Genomic DNA, 24,446 nt, shown 5'->3' with positions numbered 1-24,446 from the left:
CGCCTCAGTTGGACAAGGAGCGCACGAGGTCCAGATATTCTTTCACGGGTTGCTGATCGCTCTTGGTGTAGAGCTTCACCGGCACGTTGACGTAGCGCGGTTGATTTTCGCCGCGCTTGGCCTTCACCGCGGTTTCGACGGTCAGATAGCCGATGCGGTAAGGCTGCTGGTCGGCGATCGCCTCCACCGCGCTCGACGGGTCGAGCAGCATCTGGGCGAGATCCTGGCTCATGTCGATACCGTACAGCTTGGTCTGCGTGTTGGCCCGGCGCGCTGCGGCTGCCGCTCCGGCGAGCGTGCCGGCGTTGGAGGCCCAGATGGCCGTGGTGTCGGGCTTGCGACGCAGGATGTTCTCCAGGCCGTTGGCGCCCTCCTCGGGGGTGGCGCCGCTGACCTCGGCGACAGTCTCGTACTTCAAGCCTTCGAGAGCGGACAAGAAGCCCTGGCGCCGGGGCTGCATGTTGGCGTTGATCGGCGGCAGTGTGATGATGCCGATCGAGGGCTGGCCGCCCTTGCTCTCCAGATATTTGCGCAGCTCCTTGCCGACCGCGGCGGCCAGTTCGTGGCTGTCGACGCCGATCGAGTGGCTGGCGATCGAAGCATCTTCGAGCCTGGTGTCGTATTCGACGACCATGATGTTGCGGTCCTTGGCCCGGCGGGCGGATGCGACCGAACCCTGCTTGTCGAGCGGCGGCATGATCAGCACGTCGACCCCGCGGGTGACGAAGTCCTCGATCACCTGGCCCTCGGTCGGCAGCTTGCGCTGGTTGAGGCCGAACGTGATCGTCGCGCCGTATTTCGCAGCCGCGTCGCGCATGCCGCGCTCGATCTGCTGCCAGTATTGCGAGTCACGCGCGTAGATGATGGCGCCGATCGTAATCTTGTCCTGAGCCTGTGCAGGGATCGCTCCCGCAAGCCCGACGGCCGCAACAAGCGCGAGCATCGCGGCCTTGAGCCAACGCATGGTGAACATGGATTCCCTCCCGATAAGGGCCGGCCCTTGGCGGGGGCATCGGCCCTGAACGTTTCCGCCGTAGGGCTGCTACTCCGAAAACGATTTCCGAAAAACGTTTCTGTATCCTACTTGATCAGGCCCTCCCGCAAACGTCAACCGCTAAGACCGCTGTTCCGGCTGCAGGGTCGGCCAGCGCGGCGGGGCGTCGCGGGGCGAACGTCTGATCGGCATCCGAGGTCCAAGGTCGGCGTCGCGAGTCCCTCATCCGATCACGCGCCTTCCGATCAATTCATCGCAGCGTTCGCGGGACCAGCCGAGCCACTCGGCGGCCACCTCGCTTGTGTGTTCGCCGACCAGCGGAGAAGGTCGGCGCACGGCGCCCGGTGTCTCGCGCAGCGTGACCGTGATGCCGTGGGTCGGATATGCGCCGGCGCGCGGATGATCGACCGTCAGGATCTGGTTGCGGGCCTTGAGCTGAGGGTTCTCGACCACGTCAGTCATCGTGGAGACCTTGGCGCAGGGCACCCCGGCGCGGTCCATGGCCTCGACCACGGCGTCGGCAGTGTGTCTGAAAACCCAGGCCTGGACTTCGGTCTCGATCGCGGATGCGTTCGCCACGCGCGCCTTGACGGTGGCGAAGCGCGGATCCTGCAGCAGGTCCTCGCGTCCCATTGCGTTGACCAGACGCTGGAACAGCGGATCGGTGCCCGAGGCGATATGCACCCAGGCGCCGTCCGATCCCTTGAAGGTGTTGACCGGCGACGTGTAGCGGTCCCGGTTGCCCTGGCGGCTCATGCTGCGGCCGAAGACGGCCTGCTCGGGGATCGCCGTCATCAACAGGCTGGCTGCGCTTTCGAGTAACGTGGCTTCGACGAGCTGGCCCTTGCCGGTCTGCTCGCGGGCGGCAAGCGCGGTGAGCGCCCCGATGGTGGCGTAGAGCGCGGTCGTGTAATCCACCACGAAAGTGCCGGCCATGGTCGGCGGGCCGTTCGGGTCGCCGGTGAGCTCCATCAATCCGCTCGTCGCCTGCGCGATCACGTCGAAGCAGGGGCGCTGCGAGAGAGGCCCGGTCTGGCCGAAGCCCGAGATGCGCACCATGATGAGCCGCGGGTTCAGCGCATGCAGCGCCTCCCAGCCACAGCCCATCTGCTCCATCGTTCCCGGACGGAAGTTTTCGATCAGGATGTCGGCCTTGCCGGCGAGTTCGCGCAGCACCTGCTGGGCCTCAGGCTTGCGGAAATCGAGCGCGAAGCTGCGCTTGTTGCGGTTATAGGTCATGAAATAGACGCTCTCGCCGCCAAGCTTCGGCTCGTTCTCGCGGGTGTCCTCGCCCGAGTCGATGCGCTCCACCTTGACGACATCAGCACCGTGATCGGCAAGCTGCATCGCGCAGAACGGGCCGGCGATGAAGCGCGACACGTCGAGGACCTTCAATCCCTGTAGCGCACTGAACATGTCAAAGATCTCCTGCTTCCTGAACCGGAAGTCTGTCGAGGTGTTGGCGGTAGGCGAGATACTGCTTCTTGAGATGAGCGTAGGCGGCGATCGCATCGGGCGCCGGTTCGATCTTCTCGCGGATTCGGACCATCGCGGCGCTAGCCGCCCGAAGGTCGGCATGAAGTCCGACGCCGACGGCTGCCAGCATGGCGGCGCCGAGCGCCGAAGCCTCGGCGATTTCAGGTACGATGAGCGGCTTGCCGAGCAGGGCGGCGCGAATTTCGAGCCACAGCGACGACTCGGCCCCACCGCCCACAGCACGGATCTCGCGCACCGGCATGCCCGCGGTCGCGAGCGCATCGAAGACCTCTGCGACCTCAATCGCTACGCCTTCGAGCGCGGCGCGGAACAGATGCCCGCGTCCGTGCTCGAAACCTAGTCGCGTCAAGCCGCCGCGTTCGGTGACGTCCCATCGCGGCGTCCGCGAGCCCGCCAGCATCGGTGAAAAGATCAGGCCGTCGCTGCCGGCGGCGATCGCAGCGGCTTCGGCCGTCAGCGTCGGCAAGTCGGCGCCGAGCACGCCGGCAAGCCACGCGACCGCGCCGCCGGTAGCGGCCATAGGACCGCCGATGCACCAAGCCTCTCCGACAGGAAAGCGATTGAGGACCAGGCGGCGATCCGGATCGAAGCATGGCTGGTCGGCGCAGGCAAAGATGACGTCCGTGGTGCCCATGACGTTGACGGCAATGCCGGGCTCGACCATGCCGCCTCCCATTCCGCCGACGGTGCCGTCAGGGCCGCCGACCACCACCGGTGTTCCATCCAGCAGCCCCAGCGCATTCGCCGCGCCCCGGGTCAGCCGGCCGGCGATCGCGGTGCCGTCGCGTATCTCGGGGAAAAGGTGGCGCGGCAGTTCCAGCGCTGCGATCAAGTCCTCGCTCCAGGCGCCCCGCCCCACATCGAACAGCAGCGAATAGGAAGCGCCCGCGGGATCGCAGACGGGTTCGCCGCAAAGCCGCATGAGCAGCCAGTCCTTCATGGTCAGCATGAGGCGCGCTTTGGCGAAGACGTCGGCCTGATGATCGCGGAACCAGAGCAGCAGCGGCCCGGTCAGCTCGGGGGCGATCCGGCGACCGGAGATGCCATAGACCGTTGCGGCGCCAAGTCGACGTTCGATGAGGGCAGCTTCACGCGTCGCGCGCCGGTCCTGCCAGGTGCAGATGGGAGCAAGCGGCAGCCCGTGCGCGTCCGTGAGCACCATGCCAATCGCGGCGGTGACGCCGATCGCGGCGATGCGCTCCCGATCGACGCCGAGATCACGGACCGTTTCGACGACCGCTGCCCACAGCGATGCAGGATCGGCCTCGGCGAACGAGGCCTGAAGCGCAACGCTGAAGGGGCGGCTGGCATGTGCGAGCCGCACGCCAGTCGCGTCGAACAGCGTGGCCCGCGTGCTGCTGGTGCCGGCGTCGATGGCGAGGATCAGGTTACCTCGCATTATGACTCGATCCTGTGAAGGAGATGGCGGCGGGAGAGGCGGGCAGATTCATGGGTCCCGTACGTCGGTTTTGGCGTGCTGGCATAAAGACACAAAAAACGATTTCCGAAAACGTTTTTTTCTGCTACGCGTCGCTGCCATGGCCAAGACGGCCGCGGATCTCAAAGACAGTCAGGAGTGCAGCAGATGACGACTTCACAGCCCGCGCGAGCCAAGATCGGAGCCGCACGTGCGGTCGTCCAATGCCTCAAGCTCGAAGGTGTGGAGTTCATCTTCGGCGTACCTGGCGGCCAAACGCTCTCGATCATGGACGCGCTCTATGACGAGCCCGGCATCCGTTTCATCACGACGCGCGATGAGCGCGCTGCCGCACATATGGCCGACGCCTACGGCCGTCTCACCGGCAAGCCCGGCGTCTGCCTCGCGACCACCGGCCCCGGGGCTACCAACCTGATCACCGCCGTAGGCGGTGCGCACCGCGATTCAAGTCCGGTTGTGGTGATCACCTGCAACAATCGGCGCCGGCACATCGGCCAGGACGATAACCAGGATGCCGATCACATCACACTGTTTCGGCAGTTCACCAAGCTGAGCCGTTTCGTGCCGGACAGCGAGGGGATTCCGCAGGCGGTGCGCGAGGCCTTCCGTGTGGCGACGACCGGCAATCCCGGCCCCGTTCTGCTCGATTTCGCCCGCGATGCGGTCGAGGGCGGCGAGATCGCGTTCGAGCCGATCGACCCGCAGAATTACCGGTTCAACGAGCGCCCGGTCGCGCCTGATGCCTCCATCGCGGCGGCTGCCCAGGCGCTGGCCGTCGCCAGGAAACCGGTGCTGTGGCTTGGTCGCGGCGCGATCATCGCGCGGGCCGGCGAAGCCGCGCTGAAGCTGGCCGAACTGCTCGGTGCGCCGATCGTGACGAGCTTCAACGGCATCTCTGCCGTGCCCGGCGACCACGATCTGTGCTTCGGCCCGCGCAGCCGCTTCGGCACCAAGGTTTCTAAACACCTGCTGCAGGACTCGGATTGCGTCCTTGTCGTCGGCAACAGCATGAATGCAGCGTCGACCTCGCGCTGGACGCTGCCGCTGACGCGGAACATCGTGCAGGTGGATCTCGATCCGGCGATCGTCGGCCGCAACTACCCGGTCGCCGTGGGCGTGATCGGCGACGCAACGGATGCGCTGCGGCGGCTCGCAGGGGCGCTGCAGGGCAAGGTATCGGCCAATGCCGCCGCGCGCGCAGACTGGCTCGCTCAGGCCAGGCGGCTGCGGGAGGAGTGGCGCAAGGACGTCTTCGCCCCGGCCTACGCGACGTCGCGGCCGATCAAGCCGCAATGGGTCATGCAGACGCTCGGCGCAGCGATTGATGCGAACACGGTGATTGTTGCCGATGCAGGCAACCCAGGCGTCTGGACGCATATGCTGCCGATCAAGACGCCCGGCGCCTACATGAAGCCGGTCGGCTACGGAAACATGGCCTTCGGCCTGCCGGCTGCGATCGCCGCCAAGCTTGCCGGGCCGGGCAAGGACGTCATCGCCGTCGTTGGCGATGGCTCGCTCGGCATGAGCATGGGCGACATGGAGACTGCCGTGCGCGAAAAGGCGCCGTTCACGCTGATCGTGATGAACGACATGGCGTACGGCAACATCAAGCAGGAAGAGCTGCACTTCCACGGCCAGCGCTACATCGGCGTGGATTTCGGCGACGTGGACTATGCGGGCATCGCCAAGTGCATGGGCGGCGACGGTGAGAAGGTTGCCAATCCCGGAGACCTGGCTGCCGCGATTGCCCGAGGCAAGGCCTCGGGCCGCTTCTACCTGATCGACGTCCGCATCGACGGAAGCGAGAACGTCTGGAAGGATCCGATCTGAGGCCCGCAGCCGACCGCGGTGTTGTCGGAGATCAGACCCGCAACACCCGGTCGGTCGTGATGCCGAGCAGCCGTCTCGAACCGACGGCATCGAGGGCCGCCCAATGATCGCCCGGCTTGAACACATGCGTATCCAGCCAGGCTCGTAGGGCCTGGTGCGACCGCGTCGCGTCGGCGATCTCGCCAAGCGCTGCGTGGTCCGCTTCGTAGCGGGTGTCGCAGGCGGCGGGATACGCGCCGTAAGGTGCTTCGACGATGCAGGCGACGGCTTCGCCGGACAGAAAGGGATCGGTCGGGCGCTGGGCGATAGCTTGGCTACTGACGACCTGCTCGACGGACACGATCACCTTTGTCGCGGTCTTCGCGAGCAGCAGGTCCGGGAGTTCGGGCTCCCATTGATCCAGCGCGAAGCGAACGTTGCCGTCCGCATCGGCCCACTGCGCATGCAGGAGCACGACATCCGGCCGCAATATGCGGAAATGGGAGTCCCACGTGCCCGATGTGAAGGGCAACCCGAGCGCGATGGCGCGGATGCGATCCCGGGTCTCGATGTCATTGGCCGGGATGCTCGCGCCGCAACCCCCGGCAACGAGGAGTTCGAGCGCCAGGCTTTTGTCCCAGGACAGGAGACGAAGGTCCTTGTGGCCCTGCCGGATGATCTCGCACGCCAGCGCCATCGGCGGCCTGCGCCCGGCGTGGCCGCCAAGGGCAACACAGTCGGCGTCGCGAATGAGGCCGATTGCATCGGCGAGCGAAACGACTTTGTGTCCTGCGGACATTGGCGGGAATCCTCGGATGGGCTCAGCGCTCGTCGCGACCGACATAGACCCCGTCGGGATCGATGACCTCGCGCAACAGGCGGAGCAAATGAGTGTCGGGCTTCGGTTCGGTTTCGAGCGTTGGAGCCGCATCGATCGCAAAAGCGATGTGCTCCTGTACCTCGCCCAGAGTTACCCCGGGATAGAGCCGTTCCACGCGCATGCGCTTTGAGGCCGGATCAAAACCAAGGACCGCGCGATCGCTGATCACCCTGACCGGGCCGGCCCCCGGCAAGCCCGCAGCTTCGCGTGCGCCAGGACCGGTGAGGAAGCCCGGTGTCGTCAGGTACTGCACCTTCTCGACGAAGCGCTTGCGATCGAGGCGCGCGATCACCACGAAGCGCTTCGCCATGCTGGCGATGTCGTTGGCGCCGCCGCTGCCCGGCAGCCGGACTCGCGGCCGGTCGTAGGGCCCGATCACCGTGGAGTTGAGGTTGCCGTAGGGATCGATCTCGGCCGTGCCGAGAAAGCCGATGTCGACCTTCGCCTGCTGCAGCAGGCTGAGGGCATAGAACGTGCCCGCGACCTTGGTAGAGCCGTGCACAAGCCGATAGTCGCCCACGCCGGTGGCGAGATCGACAGGCTGGGGATCAATGATGCCGGACTCGAACACGAGGTTGACGCGCGGCGCGTGCGTCGCCTTGGCGAGATAGGCGGCCACCATGGGCAGGCCTGTCCCGATGAAGGCGGTGTCGCCGTCGCGAATCTCGCGCGAGGCGGCGACAGCCATGTATTCGTCGCGGCTGACGTCAGTCATGGCTGATCTCACGCAGGTAACCCAACGCGGGGTCGACGCGCAGGCGGAGCAGCCGGGACATCGTCAGGGCGTCCAGATAGGCATAATGATCGGGCAGGCCATGCACCCAGCGGTCAAGCCAGGCCACCGTATCAGTTTCCGAGCGCGACGCCGCGTAGTAGTCGGCAAGATGAGGGGCGTCATGGTCGTAGTAGCCGTAGACTCCCGTCGGATGCGCGCCGTACGGCACATGGACGATCATGTCGACCATCAGCGCCGGCAGCAGCGTGAGTTCCGGTTGGCGACGGATGACGTCGGTGTCCACGATCTCTTCGACGGTGACGATCACCTGTCGCGCAGCGCGCGCCTGCTCCTCGATCACCGACGTTGTCCCGAATAGCTGCGCATTGCCGAGCCGGTCGGCGCGGGCGGCATGGATGATGGCTACGTCGGGCTTGAGCGGAGAGACCGCGGTGACGATGCCGTTGCCGAAGGGTGACTCCAGGCGCTTGGCCTTGTGCGCCGCCGGCTCGAAACCGGAGACCGCGAGGATATCCGTCCCCGCCATCGCTTTCATGGGCATGAACGGCAAGCCGAGCCCCGCCGCCATCAGGCGCGACACCATGCCGAAATGGCTGTGATCTTCGACCGCGATGGTGCCGGCCTCCACCGCCTTGGAGAAACGCTGGCAGCGGCCGTAGCCCTCGAACATGAAGTTCGAGAAATACACCTTCTCGAGCATGCCCGCGGCGGCCAAGAATTCTGCGACCCAGCATTCTGCCACGCTCATCAGCGTGAGCCGCGAGTGCCCTTGCCGGATGAGCTCGCGCGTGAAGGCGAGCGGCTGGTGGGAATGCGCGAAGCCGCCGGCGGTCAGCGATGCGCCGCTCACGACGGATTGCGCGGCCTCGGCCAGCGAGACGAGTTTCGACGGCGTTTGCACCATGCTGGGGGTCTTGTCCGTAAGGCGCTCAGGCCGCCTCGATCCAGGTCTGGCGGGCGCCGGTGATCAGCGACACGATATCGTCGCCATTGACGGAGGCGGTCGGCACGTCGCCCACCTTGGTCCCATGCCGCAGAACCACCACACGGTGGCTCATCTCCATCACCAGCGGCATGTTGTGGCTGATGAGCACGATGGAGATGCCTTGTTCCTGCAGCTTCCGCACGGCGTCCATCGCTCGCTTGGTCTCCTGCACGCCGAGCGCGGCAGTCGGCTCGTCGAGCAGCACGAGCGAGGATTTCCATAGTTTGGTGCGGGCCAGCGCAACGGCCTGGCGCTGGCCGCCGCTGAGACCGGAAACGTTGGCGTCGGCGCGCGGCACGTTGACAGAAAGGCCCTTCAGCGCATGGTCAGCCGCCGCGCGCATGCTGCGCTTGTCCAGGAAACGCAGCGGAGCGATCCCCCAGGTCCTTTCCCGGCCCAGAAATATGTTGTCGGCGACGCTCAAATTGTCGCAGAGGCCGAGGTCCTGGTACACGGTTTGGATTCCCAGATTCCTCGCCACCTCCGTGGAGGAGATCGCGATAGGGCGGCCGTCGAACAGGATTTCTCCTCCGGTCGGCTGAATGGCGCCGGACAGGATCTTGACGAAGGTGCTCTTGCCCGCGCCATTGTCGCCGACGAGCGCGATGGTCTCGCCTTTGCGGATGCGGAAGTCGACGCCCCGCAAGGCATGCACCGGGCCGTAGGATTTCCTGACGCCACGCCCTTCAAGAAGGGCCGCGCCGCTCATGCCTGGGGTCATTCGCATCCTCCGTGTCGGCCTGACAAGCCGCGAAACGATTTCCGAAAACGTTTCTTGGTTTTGCAAGCTACACGTGCTATGACGCCGGGGTCAACTGCGGACTTAATCTGCTTGCGATGTGCGTTCTCTCAGGGTCTGAATCTGGACGAAGCCCGGCCGGCCGTTATTGGTGCGGAACGGTGCATGGGTGTCGGAGAGCCTGAGACATGAAGGACAAGAAGCGCGTAACGATCAAGGATGTCGCCAACGAGTGCGGCATCGCCCTCTCGACCGTCTCCAACGCGCTGGTTGGCAAACAGCATGTGAGCGAGGAGACCCGGCGGCTGGTGAAGGAGACGGCCGAGCGTCTCGGCTATCGTGCGTCTGCCGTGGCCAGGGCGCTCCGGATGCAGCGCAGCTTCACCATCGGCGTCCTGATCGCGGACGTCGCCAACCCGGCCTTTCCGGATTTCGTCCGTGGCGTGGAGGACGTGGCGATCCGCGAAAAGTGCAGCCTGCTTCTCTGCAACACGGATGGCGATGAGGAGAAGCAGATCTGGCATATGCGCGCGCTGCTCGACAGCCAGGTCGATGGCATGGTGCTGATCTCCCAATACACGGATACGCCGCGCGTTCGCGAGCTGCTCGATTCGGGGACGCCGTTTGTGCTGGTCCAGCGGCGCAGTCCGCGCCACGAGGATGACTATGTCGGTTCCGACAATGTCGGCGGAATCACCCAGGCGGTCGATCATCTCGCCAGTCTCGGCCATACCCGCATCGGCTTCGTGCGTGGTCCCATGGACTCCTCGACCGCCGCCGAACGGCTCGAGGCCTACAAGGCCGCGGTCCGCCGCCTGAAGCTGGACCGGGATGCCGAACTCATCTTCAACGGCGACTACAATTTGCCGACCGGCTATGACGCCGGCCTGCGCTTGTTGTCTCTGCCCAATCGCCCCACCGCGATCATGGCCAGCAACGACCTGAACGCCATGGGCGTGATCGAGGCGGCCATGGAGCTCGGCATCAAGGTGCCGAGCGATCTCTCGGTTGTCGGTCTCGACGACATCCAGCTCGCTTCCTTCCGTCGTATCGATCTCACCACCATCCATCTGCAGAAGCGCACCATGGGCGCGGCCGCGGCGGAGATGCTTATGAAGCGGATCCGCAATCAGCGTCCGTCGCCGGCACGCGAGCAGATTTTCCCGACGGGCCTCGTGGTCCGCGGGTCCACCGCGCGCGCCCCCCAGGCGGCGGGCAGGAAGCGCAAGAAAGAAGCCGTATAATTCCAGTCAAGGAGAGGAAATGGCCGGTTCGCTTGAGGGGATCAAGGTCCTCGATTTGTCGCGCTTCATTGCGGGACCTGTTTGCGGAATGCTGCTGGGCGACATGGGCGCCGACGTCGTCAAGGTGGAGCGGGCCGGCAAGGGTGAGGATGCCCGGGCGATTGCGCCAAAGGTCGGAGGCGAGAGCCTCTATGTCATGATGTTCAATCGCAACAAGCGCAGCCTTGCGCTCGACTATCGCAGCGCCGAGGGCCAGCAGCTCCTGCGCGACCTCGCCGCCAAAGCGGACATCCTGATCGAGAATTTCCGGCCGGGCACCCTCGAGAAGATGGGATGCAGCTACGAGGAGCTTTCCGCCATCAATCCGCGTCTGATCATGGTGCGCATCTCCGGCTTCGGACAGACCGGACCGCATGCGCAGCGCCCCTGCTTCGATGTCATCGCGCAGGCCATGAGTGGCCTGATGGAGATCACGGGCGAGGCCGGCGGCAAGCCGGTCCCTTCGGGAGCCTTCGTCGTCGATCAGGTGACCGGCCTCTACGCGACTGTCGGTGCGCTCGGAGCCTTGCAGGCGCGCGAGCGGACAGGACGAGGGCAGGTGGTTGACGCTGCGCTATTGGACAGCGCGGTGACCCTGCTGTTGACCGCCATTCCCGAATACGCGCTGTTCGGAACGGAGGCCACGCGCAAGGGCGCGCGCGACCGCTATTCGGCGCCCGCCAACAACTATCGTTGCAAGGACGAGCGCTGGATTCACTTCAATGCCGGCAATGATGCGCTATTTCCCCGCTTGTGTAAGGCGGCCGGTCTCGAGCACCTGCTCTCGGATGATCGGTTCGCCACGCACGCTGCACGTATGGCCAACGCTGACGCGATCGAAACCATCATCGCCGGCTGGATCGCCCAGCACCACTCCGACGACGTGGTCGAGACGCTGGCGCGTGCCGAGGTGCCGTGCGGGAAGGTCGCCACCATTGCCGAAGTGGTCACAAATCCGCAGCTCAAGCATCGCGAGCAGATCGTCGATATCGCTTATCCCGACGGCAATGTGCCGATGCACGGGGTCACCGTGAAGCTCTCGGAGACCGCGAACAGCATCCGCCGGCGGGCGCCGTCGATCGGAGAGCACACCAGCGAGGTGGTCGCGGACTGGCTCGGCTGAAGTGAGCGCCGAACGCGCACGGGGCGGCGGCGCTGCCCCGTGGCACGTTCGTGCCACATTATTCGGGGGCGCTCAAACCCGCATCAATACGCCGCGTGGATCAATCACCTCGCGCAGCAGGCGTAACTCCTCGGGCAACGGTTGCTCCGTGACGGGGATCTTTTCGGGAATGGTCGGCGCGAAGCCCATGCGTGAGCGCACGTCATCGAGCGTTACGCCCGGATGCAGCGAACGCAGGCGCATGGCGCCGTCGGTCCCGAAGTCGAAGATGGCCTTGTCGGTGACGACGAGCGCCGGGCCCGGCCCTGGCAGGCCAAATTCCCGACGCGGAGTGCCCCGCACCCGGTGGCCGACGCTGGTCACGAAATCGACCTGCTCCACGAACGTACGCTTGTCGAGGTCCACCACGATGATGGGACGGCGTACAAAGGCCAGATGCTCGGGCTGGGCGAGGCAGCCGACCAGCCGTACATCCGGCTTTGCATAATCGCCGATCGCGGTGATGTTGAGATTGCCGTGGCGATCGACCTGCGCCGCGGACTCGAACGAGACGTCGAAGCGGCCGCGGCCAAGCATGTCGCATTTGAAGCCCGTGTCGGCCGGGCAGGCCGCGGCATGCCAGCGCGTCAGGCTGTCCTGGCGGAGGTTGTCGGGCATGCTGGAAAGGTCCGGATCCAACAGGTTGCCCCAGTAGACCGTCGCGCCGGGCGCATGGCGCAGTTGCGCGAGGCGACACGCGGTGAGCGGGATGCCGACGGCGAGCGTGAAGGCGCGTCCGTTGGTGCCGACGCCGACAAAGATCAGGTCGTCATCCCTGATTTCGCGCGCAATGATACAGGCTGCGAGTTCGTTGACGGTGAAGCCGGTGGCGGTAAGCGTGTTCATGCGTCAGCCCTGCTGAACGGAAAGGGACGGGAGGCGGGCGGAAGCGCCGCTGGCGTGAAGGTACTCGTCGTGAGTCCGTGGCGTGCGGACGAAGCGGTCGAGATAGCTCGCCATGCCTTCGGGGGTCTTGGCGTGCTCGAGGTAAAGCCGCAGATGCTCTTCGTCTTCGTCGTAGATGGAGTCGCAGGCCGCCGGATGCGCGCCTTGCGGGACCTCGACGATGGCCTCGACCCACTGTCCCGGAATATAGGTGAGGGTCGGCTGCGCCTTGACCTGCTGGTGCGGAACGATCTTCTCGACGGTGACGATGAGCCGCCTCGCACCGCTCGCCATGAGCTGGTCGATGTCGTCGCTGTCGCGCACGACGGGCCACTGCACGTTGCCGTAGCAGTCGCCGGCGTAACCGTGAATGATGGTGAAATCGGCGTCGGCTGCGGCGACTGCATGGAGCTTGTCGCCGCTGAAGGGGCAGGTGATGGGCCGGATTTGCTCCGGATTGCGCGCCGCCATGTCGGAGCCGAGCAGCGAGCGAACGGGCATGAAGGCGAGCCCCGCTGCGGCCGCGCGGAAACGCGCCACGATCGCGCATTCGGAGAAGTCGCGCGCCGTGATGGTCCCGCTCTGGACGCCGCGCCTGAAATTGGGCGCGAGGCCGTGGCTGAACATCCCTGCATAGATGCCCTCCCAGCGCCGGATCGCGCCCGCTGCGGCCAGCATGTCGGTCGCGGTGGTGGTCGCCCACGTGACCAAGGTGAGGTCCTTGATCTCGCGGCGGATCAATTCGCGGACGGCCGCATTGGGCTGGCGCCGCAGCAGACTCCCGCCGATCGCCAGCGTCGCGCCGGACGGGATCGGGGCCAGCGCGGCCTCGAGTGAAACGAGCTTGTTCTTCATGGCGGCTCCCGGCACCGTGAGGCGGACCCCACAAAATTTCACAACGTGATCGGCCGCCAGATTGCATTTTCAGCTTGCGCGTCCGATACAAAAACGTTTTTATATCGATCATACACCGCGCGACAAGTCTCAAAACTGTGGAGACGCGGGTGAGATGGAGGAAATACTTGGCGCCGGTCCCGGCTTTTCTTGATGTTCGCGGTATTTCGAAGTCGTTTCCCGGCGTGGTGGCGCTTGATCAGGTGTCATTGCTGGTCGAGCGCGGTGAAATACATGCGCTTATTGGAGAAAACGGCGCCGGAAAATCGACCCTGATGAAGGTCCTGGACGGAATCTACACGCCGGATGGCGGCGAAATCTTGCTGGATGGCCGTCCGGTGCGGATTCCGGATCCCTTCGCGGCGCTCAAGCTCGGGGTCAGCATGGTGCATCAGGAGCCAAAGCTTTGCAGTCCTTTGTCCATTTCGGAAAACGTTTTTATGGGACGCCTGCCGCTGGCGGCCTGGGGACGGGTGGATTGGGCCGAAGCCGATCGCAGGACCGCCGAATTACTGGAGCGTGTCGGCCTCGATCTCAATCCGCGTACCCCGGTCGAGGCATTGTCGATCGCGCAGCGGCAGCTCATCCAGCTCGCCAAGGCGCTCGCATTCAAGGCGCGCCTGATCATTCTCGATGAGCCGACCGCGAGTCTCACGCCGGTGGAGGTCGATCGCCTCTTCACCATCGTGCGGGGGCTGCAGGCCGATGGCGTCAGCTTTCTTTATATCTCGCATCATCTGGACGAGATTTTCCGGATCGCCTCGCGCGTCACCGTCCTGAAGGATGGCCGCAGGGTGACGACCCTGGACGTGGCGTCGACCAGCAAGGATGTGCTGATCGGCCTCATGGTCGGGCGTGATCTTGGCGAGCGCTTCCCCGCCAAGGGGAGGGTGCCCGGCAAGCCGGTGCTGGAGGCGCGGGAGATTTCAGGTCACGGCTTCAGGGACGCAAGCCTGACGTTGTGCGCCGGCGAGATTCTCGGCCTCTCCGGCCTGGTCGGCGCAGGCCGAACGGAGCTGGCGCGCGCCCTGTTCGGTGCAGCCCCGATCTCGGCGGGGCGCATCCTGATCGACGGAGAACCGGTCGTCCTGCGCAGCCCGGCGGACGCGATCAGAAAGGGCGTGTCCTACATCGCCGAGGATCGCCGCGACGGCCTCTTCATGCCGCTTTCGGTTCGCGAGAACATCGCGTTCGCGGCTCCGGAGAAGCACAGCCGCTTCGGCGTGCTCAACAGCCGCAAGCAGGCCGAGCAGGCGCGGGCGTTTATCGGCCGCCTCAACGTGCGGACCCCTCATGCCGAGCAGCCGATCGCCGTGCTGAGCGGCGGCAACCAGCAGAAATGCATCCTTGCGCGATGGCTCCTCAAGGGCGTGCGCGTGCTCATCCTTGACGAGCCCACCCGCGGTATCGATGTGGGCGCCAAGCGCGAGATCTACGCGCTCGTCGATCAACTCGCCCGCGAGGGAATTGCGGTCCTGCTCATCTCCTCCGAACTGCCCGAGATCCTGGGCATGGCCGATCGCGTGCTCGTCATGAGCGACGGGCGGATCACCGGCGAAGTCGAGGGCGACCGTGCGACGGAAGAAAGCCTGCTCGCTCTCGCCCTCCCCGCTCAATCCATCAAGCAAGAGCTTCACGCATGACCGACACCGCCATCACGGAAGGCGCGGCCTCTCCCAAATCCGCCAACTCCGGTTACAACCGGGCCCTGGGCTTGCTGGTGCGTTACAGCAACGTGCTCGCACTCGTGCTGCTGCTCGTCGTGGCGAGCCTGCTGTCGCCGTACTTCCTGTCCTCGCGCAATATCCTGAATGTGTTGCGCGGGGCGACCATGATCGGCCTCGTCAGCATCGGGATGACCTACGTCATCTTGAACCGGGGAATCGACCTCTCGGCCGGCTCCATCGTCGGCATTTCGGCCGCCTTGACGGCCGGCTTCGCGCACTACGGCGTGGGCGCCGCGGTGCTGGTCGGGGTCGCGGCGGGGGTCGCGGTCGGCATCGTCAACGGGCTGCTGATCACGCGTCTGCGCCTGCAGCCTTTCATCGCGACGTTGAGCACGATGATCTTCGTGCGTGGCCTCGTCTACATCTATACGGAAGGCAGCAACGTCATCGTGCGCGATGCGTCGGCGGCCTTCACTTTTCTCGGGTCCGGCTTCATCGGGCCTGTTCCGGCGCCGGTGGTGCTGTTCGCGTTCGTATGGCTGATCGCGGCTGTGACGCTCCGCTACACCGTGTTCGGCCGCGCCGTCTACGCCGTCGGTGCCAATGAGGAGGCGGCTCGCCTCTCGGGCATCGCAGTCGAGCGCAACAAGGTGCTCGTCTACACGGTGAGCGGGCTGCTGGCGGGTCTTGCGGGCGTCGTCCTGGCGAGCCGCCTCACTGTCGGCGAGCCCAATGCCGGCACGCTCTATGAGCTCGACGCCATCGCAGCCACGCTGATCGGCGGCACCACCTTCGATGGCGGCGTCGGCGGTGTCGGCGGCACGGTGCTCGGCGTGCTGATCATGGCGTTCCTATCGAACGTCCTCAACCTGCTCAACGTGTCACCTTATTCTCAGATGCTGCTCAAGGGCGTGATCATCGTTCTGGCGGTCGTCATGAGCGAATGGAGAAAGCGGCGCTGAAGCCCGCAATTGGAGGAGAAATCATGACCCACGACGGAGCGCGGCGGGCGAACCGCCGCGACATCCTCAAGCTCGGCGCCGGCGCTGCGGCGCTCGCGTCCGGCGCCATCTGGGGACAAGACTCGTTTGCGCAGGCCGTGCAGGGAAAGACCGTCGGCTTCACGATGTCCTTCTCCAACACCGAGTGGATCAAGCAGCAACAGGCAGGCATCGAGGAGACCGCCAAGAAGTACGGTCTCAAGACCGTCGTCTATGATGCCAACGACCAGCCGGCCAAGCAGGTCCGCGACATCGAGGATCTGCTCGTCCGCAACGTCGACATCATCATCATCTCGACTTACTACGCCGAGGCGATCGCGCCCGCGGTCAAGCAGATCAACGAAGCCAAGATTCCGATCGTGGTACTCAGCTCGCCGCTGGCCCGCGGCGTTGATTTCGCGTGTCACCTCGCGACCGACACCATGGCGACCTCGCGTTCGGCCGGCGAGTACTACGTCAAGAAGCTCGGCGGCAAAGGTCTGATTGCGCAGATCGAGGGCAAGCCTGGATCGGTAATCAACCAGCAGCGCGGGAAAGGCTGGCGTGAAGTCATCGAGAAGCATCCGGACATCAAGATCATTGGCCACATCGTCGCCAACTACGACCGCACCCAGGCCATCAAGGGCATGGAGGATCTGCTCCAGGCCAACAAGCAGATCGACGCGGTCTACTGCCATAATGACGACATGGCTCTCGGCGCTGTGCGCGCCGCCAAAGAGGCGGGGCGCAAGGACCAGATGTGGTTCACCGGCTATGACGGTCTCACGGTCGAGGCACTGGAAGGTATCTACAAGGGCGATCTCGACGGCGTGTGGGAGTATCTTCCGTTCGGCTCGGAGGGGATCGAGGCCGCGGTGCAGATCCTGCGCGGCAAGCCGATCAAGAAGACGATCGCCTTCGATTCCCCGCTGATCACCAAGTCGAATGTGACCGAGTGGTATGACCCGGAGAGCCGCAAGCGGAAGGTCCTGCCTTCACGCCTGACCTTCTGATGCTCCGATCCCGGACTCCGGCCGGGGTCCGTTGTTTCCTTGCATTCGGCCGAAGCCGCAGCCGGCCGCCGTTCGCGCAGCAATCGAAGAGCGCTTCCAGGACGTGACCATGACCCAATCGACCGCCGCACCGAACCCCTGGCGCGATCTGACCGACCCTCGCCGGGCCGTGACCGTAGATGACCTCGAAGCCGGCCTGAAGGAGCCGGTGTTCGAGAACCTGCGGATCCCGGAGGAACTGGGGCCGGTGACGATCACCATCGACGATCACAAGATCAAGCGCTTCGCTTTCACCCAGGACGACTATGGTGCCTGGTACCTGCGGGGCGAGAGCCCGTTCGACGGTGCGCGCATCGGTCATCCGGCGCTGCTGGGCAATGATCTCGTCCAGCTCTTCACTACGCGTTATCGTGCCAGCAAGACGGTGGGTTTCCACACCGAGGAGCAGATCTGGTTCGATAGTCCGGTGAAGCTGGGCGAACGCGTGACGCTCTCCGGCCAGTATGTCGAGGCCTATGAGCGGCGCGGCCAAGGCTATGTGGTCATGGAAGCCCAGGCGACCGCCGAGGACGGGCGCAGCATCGTCAGACACCGCGGCGTCGAGATCCTGCGCACGGTGCCGGGTCTCATCGCCGGCCGCGGCAGCAGCAAGACCGAACGCAGCGTGACGGGAGAGGTTGCGGACTGTGCGCGGCGGATCGAGAAGGCCGGTAGCGATGTGGCTGTGGGCGACGTGTTGACGCCGCTCACCAAGGTCTTCACAGCCGAGCAGACCGCTGTCTTCTCGCGCATCGGCGAATACGTGCGCAATACGCACAACGATCTGCAGATTGCCAAGAAAGGCAAGCTGCCGACCCTGATCGTGCAGGGCCAGCAGGAATACGGCGCCGCAGCGGAGCTGATGGCGCGGGTGTTCGGCGCAGCCTGGTTTACCAAAGGCTGGCTGAAGATGAAATTCATCAACACGCTGCAGGTGTTCGATCCGGTGTCGTTCTCGGGCGTGGTGACGGCTGTGGGCACGCTGGCCGATGGCGTGCGTGTCGTCGAGCTCGAGGTCTGGGCGCGCCGCGCATCGGATGCCAAGCTCACCGCGGTCGGCTGGGCGTCGTGCAGGTTGCCAGCCTGACGGTTTCTTCACGCGAACCGCTGTCTACCCTCGGATCAAGTCCGAGCGCATGCTTCGCTCGAAAGGCGCTAGCTGGCCACGCCGCGGATGCGGTAGCCGAGCTGAATGGAGAGCGCGTCGGCGTGCTGGACCACAAGCGGGGCAATGTTCTTGACGCGGCTATCGGGCAGGCGTTTGGACGTGCCTGTGACGCTGATGGCGGCGATCACTTTTCCGCTGGCATTGCGGATCGGGGCGCCAATGCAACGTGTATGCGGTTCAAACTCGCCATCGTTGAGAGCATAGCCGCGCTCGCGGATGATCCGCAGCTCCTCGCGAAGCTTGTCGGGATCGGTGATCGTGTTGCGCGTGTAGGCCACCAGGCCCATGTCGATGATACGCTGGACGACCGGGGCAGGTTGGAAGGCCAGCGCGGCCTTGCCGACGCTCGTGCAATAACAAGGTGATGACTCGACGAGCGTGGTGGAGTTGTTGCGGACCAGTGGTCCACCCGGAGTATGCGACACGAACACCATGCTGATGCCGTCGAATACACCCAGATGCACACCTTCCTGCGAAGCCTGGGTCAGCGATTCGACGATCGGCCGCTGCTGCTTCTGCAGATCCATGCTCGACAGCACGGTGTTGCCGAGCTGAAGCAGGCTCAGGCCCAACCGGTACTCGTCCCTGGTATGATCCTGATCGAGGAAGCCGATCTCGCGTAGCGAGACGCACCATCTGTGCGCGGTGCTGCGCGGCATGCCGGTTCGTTCGGCGATCTCGGAAACGCTGAGGCTGCGCTCCAGGACGGAGAAGCACTGAAGCACCTTCTGCATCTTCTGCGCGGAGGTTTCGGCGCCGCTGTCTTTGTCCGCCTCGCTGTTCACGGCGTCCATGTTTTCCCGTCCTGAACATGACCTCTGGACGTCCGAATATATGGGATACTCGTTGTACGAGCAAATGGATGAAATTCGTATTTTATCCCGACTATCGGGATATTGTTTCGACGAAAACGCAATTAGCTACGTAATTTCAATTCGTTGACGATCTTTGACAAGGAAATGGTGCGCCGTTATCGGTGCCACTTATCAGGATCAATTAGAGCTGCGGAGTCATCGTAAATCATGAGCACCACCTTGAAGGGAATCATCCCGGCGCTCGTCACCCCGTTCGATCAGGACGGCAACATCGAGGAGGCCAAGTTCAGGTCTCATGTCCGCTATATTCTCAGCAAGAAGGTGCATGGCGTGTGCTTCGGCGGTTCGACCGGCGAGGGGTTCACGCTCGAGACCGCCGAACTGCGTCAGCTCGCTGCGGCTGCTGTCGAAGAGGTCAACGGCAAGGTGCCGGTCGTAGCCGGCATCATTTCCAACAGCACGCGCGATGTGGTTGCCAAGGCCAAGGCGCTTAACGGTCTCAACATCACCGCGCTGCAGGTCACCCCGACATTCTACGTGTTCGACTACGGCGAACAGGCGATGTTCGACTATTTCAAGCGCATCTGGGAAACGGTCGGCATTCCTCTTGTCATCTACAACGTCATTCCCTGGAATCTGCTCAGCACCGAGCTCGTCCTGCGCATTCTGGAGGAGATCCCGGGCGTCATCGGCATCAAGCAGAGCCAGGGCAACATCAAGCGCGCCGCCGAGCTGGTAATCCGCGCGCCGAAGGGCAAGGCGATCCTCGCCGCCATCGATGACCTTCTGTATCCGTGCTTCATGATGGGTGCGCAAGGCACTCTGGCTGCTTCGCCGACGGCCGCGCCGGGTCCCTGCGTCGCGCTGTGGGATGCGGTCGAGCGCGGCGATCATGAGCTCGCACTGAAGATCCATAACAAGCTCGTCCCATTCTGGAACCTGATGGGCCACGAGAATCTTCCGGCTCTCGTCAAGTATTGCCTCGAACTTCAGGGCGATCACGTCGGCCTGGCGCCGCGGCATCCCATGCCGCCGGCAAGTGAAGAGCAGAAGAAGGTCATCCGTCCGGCGCTCGAAGCCCTGCTCGCGTTCGATCCGGGACGCTGATCGTCTCTCATATCTACAAAATCGGCGCGCAAAGTGCCTAGCGAGGAGGAAGAACATGTCCAGGAGTCCCGAAGCGGCGAATCCCGAAGCGGCTGATGCTGCTCTCCCGGCTGCCGGCGCCATCAATCGCCGGGACGTCTTGAGGACGATGGCTGCGCTGACGGCCGGCGCCGCCGTCGGCCTGCGCTCTCCCGCAGTGCTGGCCCAGGCGAAGCGGTTCGATGGCGTCACGCTTCGCGGCGCCTGCTTCCAGCACGTCTTCCATGAGAATGTGAAGGCCTATCTGCCGGAGTTCGAGAAGGCGACCGGGATGAAGGTCGAGATCGATCTCCAGGCCTTCCCTGTCTACAACCAGCGCATGGATCTCGAGCTTTCCACGCAGGGATCCAGCTACGACTTCATCAACATCACTTTCCCCTATTCGGGCCGCTGGGTTGGTGCGGGCTGGCTCGCGCCGCTGGACTCGTTCGTCAGTGATCGCAACCAGACCCCCGCGGAGTGGAATCCCGACGACTTCGTCAGCGGCACCCAGACCCCGTTCCGCGGCAAGGACGGCAAGACCTACGGCTTCGCCTGGGAGGCCGGCGCGATGATGATGGGGATCGCGCGTTACGACCTGATCGAGAAGGCCGGTCTCAAGATCCCCGAGACACTCGAAGAACTCGCGGCAGTCTGCGCGGCCGTCCATGGCAAGGATGGCGTTGCGGCCTACGTGAACGACAAGCTGCATCACTGGAATTTCCCGCCCTACCTCATGAACATGGGTGGCAAGGTGTTTCGCAAGGCGCCGGACGATTTGATGCCGACGCTCGATACGCCGGAAGCGGCACGGGCGGCGCAGTACTATGGCGATCTCCTCAGCAAATACGGTCCACAGGGCGTGTTGTCGTTCACGGACGATCAGGCGCTCCGAAGCCAGACGGAGGGGCGCGCCAACATTCGCACCAACGCGATGGCCTGGGTGCTGCCGCTCGCCAAGCGCGCCGATTCCAAGGTCAAGGAGACGACACGCTTCGGCATGATCCCGAAGGGCGCCGGCGGCAGCTTCCCGGGCTCCAATGCCAACGGCTACGGCATTCCGGTCGGCGCGCGGCAGAAGGAAGCCGCGTGGGCCTTCATTCAGTGGGCAACCTCGAAGGAGACGTTCCGGCGTATCGCGTTCGAGCGCGGTGGCCTCGCCGTTCCGCGCCGGTCCATCATCGACGATCCGGAATACCGCAAGGTGCTCAACATCAACGGTCAGGATGTCGCCGCGCTCTATCTTCAAATTTTGGAGCGGGCCGGCGAGGGCAACTACATGAGCTACCGTACCGTCCCGGTCTTTCCGCAAGTGGGCGACAAGATCAACAAGGCGATCGAGCGCATCGCCTCGCGTCAGCAGAGCGCGGAGGCTTCCATGGCGACGGCACAGGCCGAAGCCGTTGCCGATCTGCGCAAGGCCGGTGTTGCGCTTTAATGTCGATCTCCACCAAGGTGTCGGATTACGCCGCGGCCAGCGATGGCCGTGGCGCAGCTATCGGCGCGCTTCCCCATTTCGAACGACAGCGGATCCGCTTTTTCTGGATGCTGCTGACGCCGGTGCTCGTGATCCTCGCCATCGTCACGCTGCTGCCGACGATCTATCTTCTGGTCACCAGCTTTACGCCGCTCAGCCTGGCGACGCCGGGAACGGCCTGGAATTTCTCGGACCCGCTGGCCAACTACAAGGTTCTGTTCGGCGACAGCAGGCTGCACAACAGCCTGTGGGTGCAGCTCAAGCTGTCGTTCTTCACCGTGGTGCTGCAGCTCCTGCTCGGCCTCGTCGTGGCCTTGCTGCTGAACATGCGCACCGCGCTGATGGAGGCCTTGCGCTCGACGTTTCTCGTGCCGATGGTGTTGCCACCCATCGTCGTGGCGATCATCTGGAAGGTGCTTTACTCGCCCGACATCAGCCCGGCGTGGTGGATATTCAAAGCGCTTGGCTGGTCCGTCGCGACGCCGATCACCGATGCCAATTGGGCGCTGACCGCGATCATCATCGCCGATACCTGGGAATGGTTTCCCTTCACGATGCTGATCATCCTGGCGGCGCTCTCGATGATGCCCGAGGAGCTGCGCGAGGCCGCCCGCATTGACGGCGCGACAAGCTGGCAGCTCACCTGGTTCGTGACGCTGCCTTATCTGCGGAACACGCTCCTGGTTGCCGGCCTGTTCCGATTGATCGACAGCATCAAGACCTTCCCGCTGATCTATATCCTTACCGATGGCGGGCCGGGCACCGTGACCGAAGTCTCCAACTATTACGTCTTCTCGCAGTCCTTCAACTACAGCTATATCGGCTACTCGTCGGCAGTCACCATGGTGCTGCTTGCGATCACGCTGTTGCTGAGCTGGATCATCATCCGCGTCGTTGCAGGAGAGTCCCGTGTCGACTAACGCTCCCTCCTATCTGCCACGTCGCGAACGCATTCTTGCCAACACGCTCGTCATCGTGCTCGCGATCCTGACGCTGTTGCCCTTCCTGTGGTTTGTGGTGATGAGCTTCAAGCCGTCGGACGAGTTCTTCACCGGAATAGATGGCTTGTTCTTCAAGCCGACGCTGAAGAACTACGAAGGGTTGTGGACTGGCCGGTTCTCGGTGTCGATCTGGAACAGCATCGTCACCAGCACGGTTTCGACCGCGTTGGCGCTGATGATCGGAACGCCCGGCGCCTACGCGCTGTCGCGGGCCACCATGCGTCGCGAGCGCACGTTCTCGCTGCTTATCCTGGCCTCGCGAATGGCGCCGCCGGTCGCCTTCGCCATTCCCTACTTCCTCGTTTACCGCAATCTTGGACTACTGGACACGAAGACCGGCCTCATCATCGTCTACCTGACTTTCAATCTCGCGCTGGTCGTGTGGCTGATGCGCAATTTCTTTGATGGGACGCCGCGCGCGCTGGAAGAGGCCGCCTGGATAGATGGTGCCAGCCTCTGGAAGACATTCGTGCTGATCGTTCTTCCGATGTCCACTCCGGCGATCGCCACCACGGCAATGTTGTGCTTCCTCTATTCCTGGAACGACTTCTTCTTCGCCCTGACGTTGACCCGCAACAGCGCCATGACCGCTCCCGTCGAGGTCGTGAACTTCATGAACTACGAAGGTTGGGAGTGGGGCAAGATCGCCGCCGGCGGCACGCTGATCATGATGCCTGTGCTGCTCTTCTCGGTGCTGATGCGCAAGTACCTCGTCGCGGGCATGACCGCGGGCGCGGTCAAGGGCTGACGCGGGCTCGCCCTTCGCGAAGGAAGAAACATGCAATGAGTACTGTAACGATCAAGGACGTGCGCAAGCGCTACGGCTCTCTTGAGGTGATCCACGGGATTTCGGTCGACATCGAAGACGGCGAGTTCGTCACGCTCGTCGGGCCGTCGGGCTGTGGCAAGTCCACGCTGCTGCGCATGATCGCCGGGCTGGAGGTCATCAGTTCCGGCGCGATCAGCATCGGCAGCCGCGTTGTCAACGACGTCGCGCCGAAAGACCGTGACATTGCGATGGTGTTTCAGAACTACGCCCTCTACCCGCAGATGACGGTCGCTCAAAACATGGGTTTCGCGCTGCGGCTGCAGAAGCGTCCGAAGGCAGAGATCGAAAAGCTGGTGCGTCGGGCGGCGTCCATTCTCGACCTCGACAATTATCTGGAACGCTATCCGCGCCAGCTCTCCGGAGGCCAGCGGCAGCGCGTGGCCATGGGCCGCGCCATCGTGCGCAACCCGCAAGTATTCCTGTTCGATGAGCCGCTGTCGAACCTCGATGCGAAGCTGCGCGTGCAGATGCGCTCCGAAATCAAGAACATGCACCAGCGGCTCAAGACCACGACGGTCTATGTCACGCACGATCAGATCGAGGCGATGACGATGGCCGACAAGATCGTCGTGCTGCGCGGCGGCACGGTCGAGCAGGTCGGACGACCGCTGGATCTTTACGACAAGCCGGTCAACAAGTTCGTGGCCGGGTTCATCGGCTCGCCGGCGATGAACTTCATTCCGGCGATCGCGAGCGGCGGGCGCATCATCGCCGATGGTGGCGTAGACCTCGGTTCGGCGCCGGGCATGCAGGACGGACGGAACGTGATCTTCGGCATCCGGCCGGAGCACATCCACGTCGGCAAAGCGGGCGTGGACGGGACCATATTGCTGATAGAGCCGACCGGTGCCGAGACCGTACTGCAGCTTCGTGTCGGCACGACGCCAGTCACGGCCGTTGTCCGGGAGCGCATCACGGCTGCTGTAGGGGACGTCATCAAGCTGGCGTTCGACCCCGTCATTCATCTGTTCGATCCCGGGACCGAAGCGCGTATCGGCAACTGACCTTGTGCCATTCAGGAGGGCTTCTC

22 protein-coding genes are annotated in these 24,446 nt (G+C 64.2%); 12 read left to right on the top strand and 10 right to left on the bottom strand.

The features are described from left to right. Positions 1-4: 4 nt before the first annotated feature. From AC5ZG5_RS20780 to AC5ZG5_RS20770, 3 genes are all read right to left on the bottom strand, one after another. Positions 5-973 carry a sugar ABC transporter substrate-binding protein gene (locus AC5ZG5_RS20780; RefSeq protein ID WP_456643762.1) on the bottom strand — a complete coding sequence of 323 codons (969 nt, stop codon included), beginning with the start codon at positions 971-973 and terminating at the stop codon, positions 5-7. Positions 974-1,216: 243 nt separating this feature from the next. Next, positions 1,217-2,410, bottom strand: coding sequence for a CaiB/BaiF CoA transferase family protein (locus tag AC5ZG5_RS20775; RefSeq protein WP_456643763.1), 1,194 nt, complete (start codon positions 2,408-2,410; stop codon positions 1,217-1,219). A 1-nt stretch (position 2,411) separates the two neighbouring features. Next, positions 2,412-3,890, bottom strand: coding sequence for a xylulokinase (locus AC5ZG5_RS20770; protein WP_456643764.1), 1,479 nt, complete (start codon positions 3,888-3,890; stop codon positions 2,412-2,414). 186 nt (positions 3,891-4,076) lie between these two features. Between AC5ZG5_RS20770 and AC5ZG5_RS20765 the strand changes: the two genes are divergently transcribed. Beyond that, entirely contained in the window at positions 4,077-5,759 is a 1,683-nt protein-coding gene (locus tag AC5ZG5_RS20765; protein ID WP_456643765.1) for a thiamine pyrophosphate-binding protein, read from the top strand. 31 nt (positions 5,760-5,790) lie between these two features. Here the strand turns inward: AC5ZG5_RS20765 and AC5ZG5_RS20760 are convergent, their stop codons facing one another. From AC5ZG5_RS20760 to AC5ZG5_RS20745, 4 genes are read right to left on the bottom strand one after another with little or no spacing between them, the layout of a single operon-like run. After that, positions 5,791-6,537 (bottom strand): hypothetical protein, encoded by a 747-nt coding sequence (locus AC5ZG5_RS20760; RefSeq protein ID WP_456643766.1) that lies wholly within the window; start codon positions 6,535-6,537, stop codon positions 5,791-5,793. 22 nt (positions 6,538-6,559) lie between these two features. Continuing rightward, positions 6,560-7,333 carry a CoA-transferase subunit beta gene (locus AC5ZG5_RS20755; protein ID WP_130223212.1) on the bottom strand — a complete coding sequence of 258 codons (774 nt, stop codon included), beginning with the start codon at positions 7,331-7,333 and terminating at the stop codon, positions 6,560-6,562. Further along, positions 7,326-8,258 carry a CoA transferase subunit A gene (locus AC5ZG5_RS20750; protein ID WP_456643767.1) on the bottom strand — a complete coding sequence of 311 codons (933 nt, stop codon included), beginning with the start codon at positions 8,256-8,258 and terminating at the stop codon, positions 7,326-7,328. Before AC5ZG5_RS20750 ends, AC5ZG5_RS20755 begins: the two co-directional genes overlap by 8 nt. A 25-nt stretch (positions 8,259-8,283) precedes the next feature. Then, a complete protein-coding gene (locus AC5ZG5_RS20745) occupies positions 8,284-9,060 on the bottom strand; it encodes an ATP-binding cassette domain-containing protein (RefSeq protein ID WP_456643768.1) in 777 nt (258 codons plus the stop codon). Between the two features lie 206 nt (positions 9,061-9,266). Between AC5ZG5_RS20745 and AC5ZG5_RS20740 the strand changes: the two genes are divergently transcribed. Both AC5ZG5_RS20740 and AC5ZG5_RS20735 read left to right on the top strand, forming a co-directional pair. Continuing rightward, a complete protein-coding gene (locus AC5ZG5_RS20740; RefSeq protein WP_456643769.1) occupies positions 9,267-10,322 on the top strand; it encodes a LacI family DNA-binding transcriptional regulator in 1,056 nt (351 codons plus the stop codon). A gap of 19 nt (positions 10,323-10,341) precedes the next feature. Continuing rightward, positions 10,342-11,484, top strand: coding sequence for a CaiB/BaiF CoA transferase family protein (locus AC5ZG5_RS20735; RefSeq protein WP_456643770.1), 1,143 nt, complete (start codon positions 10,342-10,344; stop codon positions 11,482-11,484). Positions 11,485-11,556: 72 nt separating this feature from the next. On the opposite strand, the gene AC5ZG5_RS20730 is transcribed toward AC5ZG5_RS20735, so the two are convergent. Then, positions 11,557-12,369 carry a CoA-transferase subunit beta gene (locus AC5ZG5_RS20730; protein WP_456643771.1) on the bottom strand — a complete coding sequence of 271 codons (813 nt, stop codon included), beginning with the start codon at positions 12,367-12,369 and terminating at the stop codon, positions 11,557-11,559. Between the two features lie 3 nt (positions 12,370-12,372). Next, complete coding sequence (locus AC5ZG5_RS20725; RefSeq protein WP_456643772.1) at positions 12,373-13,263, bottom strand: CoA transferase subunit A; 891 nt, start codon at positions 13,261-13,263, stop codon at positions 12,373-12,375. Positions 13,264-13,430: 167 nt separating this feature from the next. Here AC5ZG5_RS20725 and AC5ZG5_RS20720 point away from each other — a divergent pair, with 167 nt between their 5' ends. The 4 genes from AC5ZG5_RS20720 (at position 13,431) to AC5ZG5_RS20705 (ending at position 18,088) form a co-directional block, all read left to right on the top strand. After that, entirely contained in the window at positions 13,431-14,945 is a 1,515-nt protein-coding gene (locus AC5ZG5_RS20720; RefSeq protein ID WP_456643773.1) for a sugar ABC transporter ATP-binding protein, read from the top strand. Beyond that, positions 14,942-15,931, top strand: a complete 990-nt coding sequence (locus AC5ZG5_RS20715; protein ID WP_130223198.1) for an ABC transporter permease — start codon at positions 14,942-14,944, stop codon at positions 15,929-15,931. The genes AC5ZG5_RS20720 and AC5ZG5_RS20715 overlap by 4 nt, the downstream gene beginning before the upstream one ends. A 23-nt stretch (positions 15,932-15,954) precedes the next feature. Next, positions 15,955-16,962, top strand: a complete 1,008-nt coding sequence (locus tag AC5ZG5_RS20710) for a substrate-binding domain-containing protein (protein WP_456643774.1) — start codon at positions 15,955-15,957, stop codon at positions 16,960-16,962. 109 nt (positions 16,963-17,071) lie between these two features. Further along, entirely contained in the window at positions 17,072-18,088 is a 1,017-nt protein-coding gene (locus AC5ZG5_RS20705) for a hypothetical protein (RefSeq protein ID WP_456643775.1), read from the top strand. A gap of 68 nt (positions 18,089-18,156) precedes the next feature. Here AC5ZG5_RS20705 and AC5ZG5_RS20700 read toward each other — a convergent pair whose 3' ends face one another. Further along, positions 18,157-18,963 carry an IclR family transcriptional regulator gene (locus tag AC5ZG5_RS20700; protein WP_456643776.1) on the bottom strand — a complete coding sequence of 269 codons (807 nt, stop codon included), beginning with the start codon at positions 18,961-18,963 and terminating at the stop codon, positions 18,157-18,159. A 228-nt stretch (positions 18,964-19,191) separates the two neighbouring features. Between AC5ZG5_RS20700 and AC5ZG5_RS20695 the strand changes: the two genes are divergently transcribed. Genes AC5ZG5_RS20695 through AC5ZG5_RS20675 form a run of 5 tightly spaced genes read left to right on the top strand, consistent with a single transcriptional unit; the run spans position 19,192 to position 24,420 of the window. Beyond that, positions 19,192-20,091 carry a dihydrodipicolinate synthase family protein gene (locus AC5ZG5_RS20695; protein ID WP_028161552.1) on the top strand — a complete coding sequence of 300 codons (900 nt, stop codon included), beginning with the start codon at positions 19,192-19,194 and terminating at the stop codon, positions 20,089-20,091. A 55-nt stretch (positions 20,092-20,146) separates the two neighbouring features. Further along, complete coding sequence (locus AC5ZG5_RS20690) at positions 20,147-21,547, top strand: ABC transporter substrate-binding protein (RefSeq protein ID WP_456643777.1); 1,401 nt, start codon at positions 20,147-20,149, stop codon at positions 21,545-21,547. Further along, on the top strand, positions 21,547-22,506 hold the full coding sequence (locus tag AC5ZG5_RS20685) for a carbohydrate ABC transporter permease (protein ID WP_080663507.1): 960 nt from the start codon (positions 21,547-21,549) through the stop codon (positions 22,504-22,506). The genes AC5ZG5_RS20690 and AC5ZG5_RS20685 overlap by 1 nt, the downstream gene beginning before the upstream one ends. Continuing rightward, positions 22,496-23,335, top strand: a complete 840-nt coding sequence (locus AC5ZG5_RS20680) for a carbohydrate ABC transporter permease (protein ID WP_207230935.1) — start codon at positions 22,496-22,498, stop codon at positions 23,333-23,335. The genes AC5ZG5_RS20685 and AC5ZG5_RS20680 overlap by 11 nt, the downstream gene beginning before the upstream one ends. A gap of 35 nt (positions 23,336-23,370) precedes the next feature. Beyond that, positions 23,371-24,420: an ABC transporter ATP-binding protein gene (locus AC5ZG5_RS20675; RefSeq protein WP_456643778.1), complete on the top strand. Its 1,050-nt coding sequence runs from the start codon at positions 23,371-23,373 to the stop codon at positions 24,418-24,420. Positions 24,421-24,446: the final 26 nt, after the last annotated feature.

Source organism: Bradyrhizobium sp. Ses1 (genome assembly GCF_059512365.1).
This window is presented reverse-complemented; position numbering and strand designations above follow the sequence as displayed.

What these genes read in the sequence shown, in the direction of transcription:
- AC5ZG5_RS20780 (WP_456643762.1), bottom strand. Translation starts at nt 973, where the DNA reads ATGTTCACCATGCGTTGGCTCAAGGCCGCGATGCTCGCGCTTGTTGCG.
- AC5ZG5_RS20775 (WP_456643763.1), bottom strand. Translation starts at nt 2,410, where the DNA reads ATGTTCAGTGCGCTACAGGGATTGAAGGTCCTCGACGTGTCGCGCTTC.
- AC5ZG5_RS20770 (WP_456643764.1), bottom strand. Translation starts at nt 3,890, where the DNA reads ATGCGAGGTAACCTGATCCTCGCCATCGACGCCGGCACCAGCAGCACG.
- AC5ZG5_RS20765 (WP_456643765.1), top strand. Translation starts at nt 4,077, where the DNA reads ATGACGACTTCACAGCCCGCGCGAGCCAAGATCGGAGCCGCACGTGCG.
- AC5ZG5_RS20760 (WP_456643766.1), bottom strand. Translation starts at nt 6,537, where the DNA reads ATGTCCGCAGGACACAAAGTCGTTTCGCTCGCCGATGCAATCGGCCTC.
- AC5ZG5_RS20755 (WP_130223212.1), bottom strand. Translation starts at nt 7,333, where the DNA reads ATGACTGACGTCAGCCGCGACGAATACATGGCTGTCGCCGCCTCGCGC.
- AC5ZG5_RS20750 (WP_456643767.1), bottom strand. Translation starts at nt 8,258, where the DNA reads ATGGTGCAAACGCCGTCGAAACTCGTCTCGCTGGCCGAGGCCGCGCAA.
- AC5ZG5_RS20745 (WP_456643768.1), bottom strand. Translation starts at nt 9,060, where the DNA reads ATGACCCCAGGCATGAGCGGCGCGGCCCTTCTTGAAGGGCGTGGCGTC.
- AC5ZG5_RS20740 (WP_456643769.1), top strand. Translation starts at nt 9,267, where the DNA reads ATGAAGGACAAGAAGCGCGTAACGATCAAGGATGTCGCCAACGAGTGC.
- AC5ZG5_RS20735 (WP_456643770.1), top strand. Translation starts at nt 10,342, where the DNA reads ATGGCCGGTTCGCTTGAGGGGATCAAGGTCCTCGATTTGTCGCGCTTC.
- AC5ZG5_RS20730 (WP_456643771.1), bottom strand. Translation starts at nt 12,369, where the DNA reads ATGAACACGCTTACCGCCACCGGCTTCACCGTCAACGAACTCGCAGCC.
- AC5ZG5_RS20725 (WP_456643772.1), bottom strand. Translation starts at nt 13,263, where the DNA reads ATGAAGAACAAGCTCGTTTCACTCGAGGCCGCGCTGGCCCCGATCCCG.
- AC5ZG5_RS20715 (WP_130223198.1), top strand. Translation starts at nt 14,942, where the DNA reads ATGACCGACACCGCCATCACGGAAGGCGCGGCCTCTCCCAAATCCGCC.
- AC5ZG5_RS20710 (WP_456643774.1), top strand. Translation starts at nt 15,955, where the DNA reads ATGACCCACGACGGAGCGCGGCGGGCGAACCGCCGCGACATCCTCAAG.
- AC5ZG5_RS20705 (WP_456643775.1), top strand. Translation starts at nt 17,072, where the DNA reads ATGACCCAATCGACCGCCGCACCGAACCCCTGGCGCGATCTGACCGAC.
- AC5ZG5_RS20700 (WP_456643776.1), bottom strand. Translation starts at nt 18,963, where the DNA reads ATGGACGCCGTGAACAGCGAGGCGGACAAAGACAGCGGCGCCGAAACC.
- AC5ZG5_RS20695 (WP_028161552.1), top strand. Translation starts at nt 19,192, where the DNA reads ATGAGCACCACCTTGAAGGGAATCATCCCGGCGCTCGTCACCCCGTTC.
- AC5ZG5_RS20690 (WP_456643777.1), top strand. Translation starts at nt 20,147, where the DNA reads ATGTCCAGGAGTCCCGAAGCGGCGAATCCCGAAGCGGCTGATGCTGCT.
- AC5ZG5_RS20685 (WP_080663507.1), top strand. Translation starts at nt 21,547, where the DNA reads ATGTCGATCTCCACCAAGGTGTCGGATTACGCCGCGGCCAGCGATGGC.
- AC5ZG5_RS20675 (WP_456643778.1), top strand. Translation starts at nt 23,371, where the DNA reads ATGAGTACTGTAACGATCAAGGACGTGCGCAAGCGCTACGGCTCTCTT.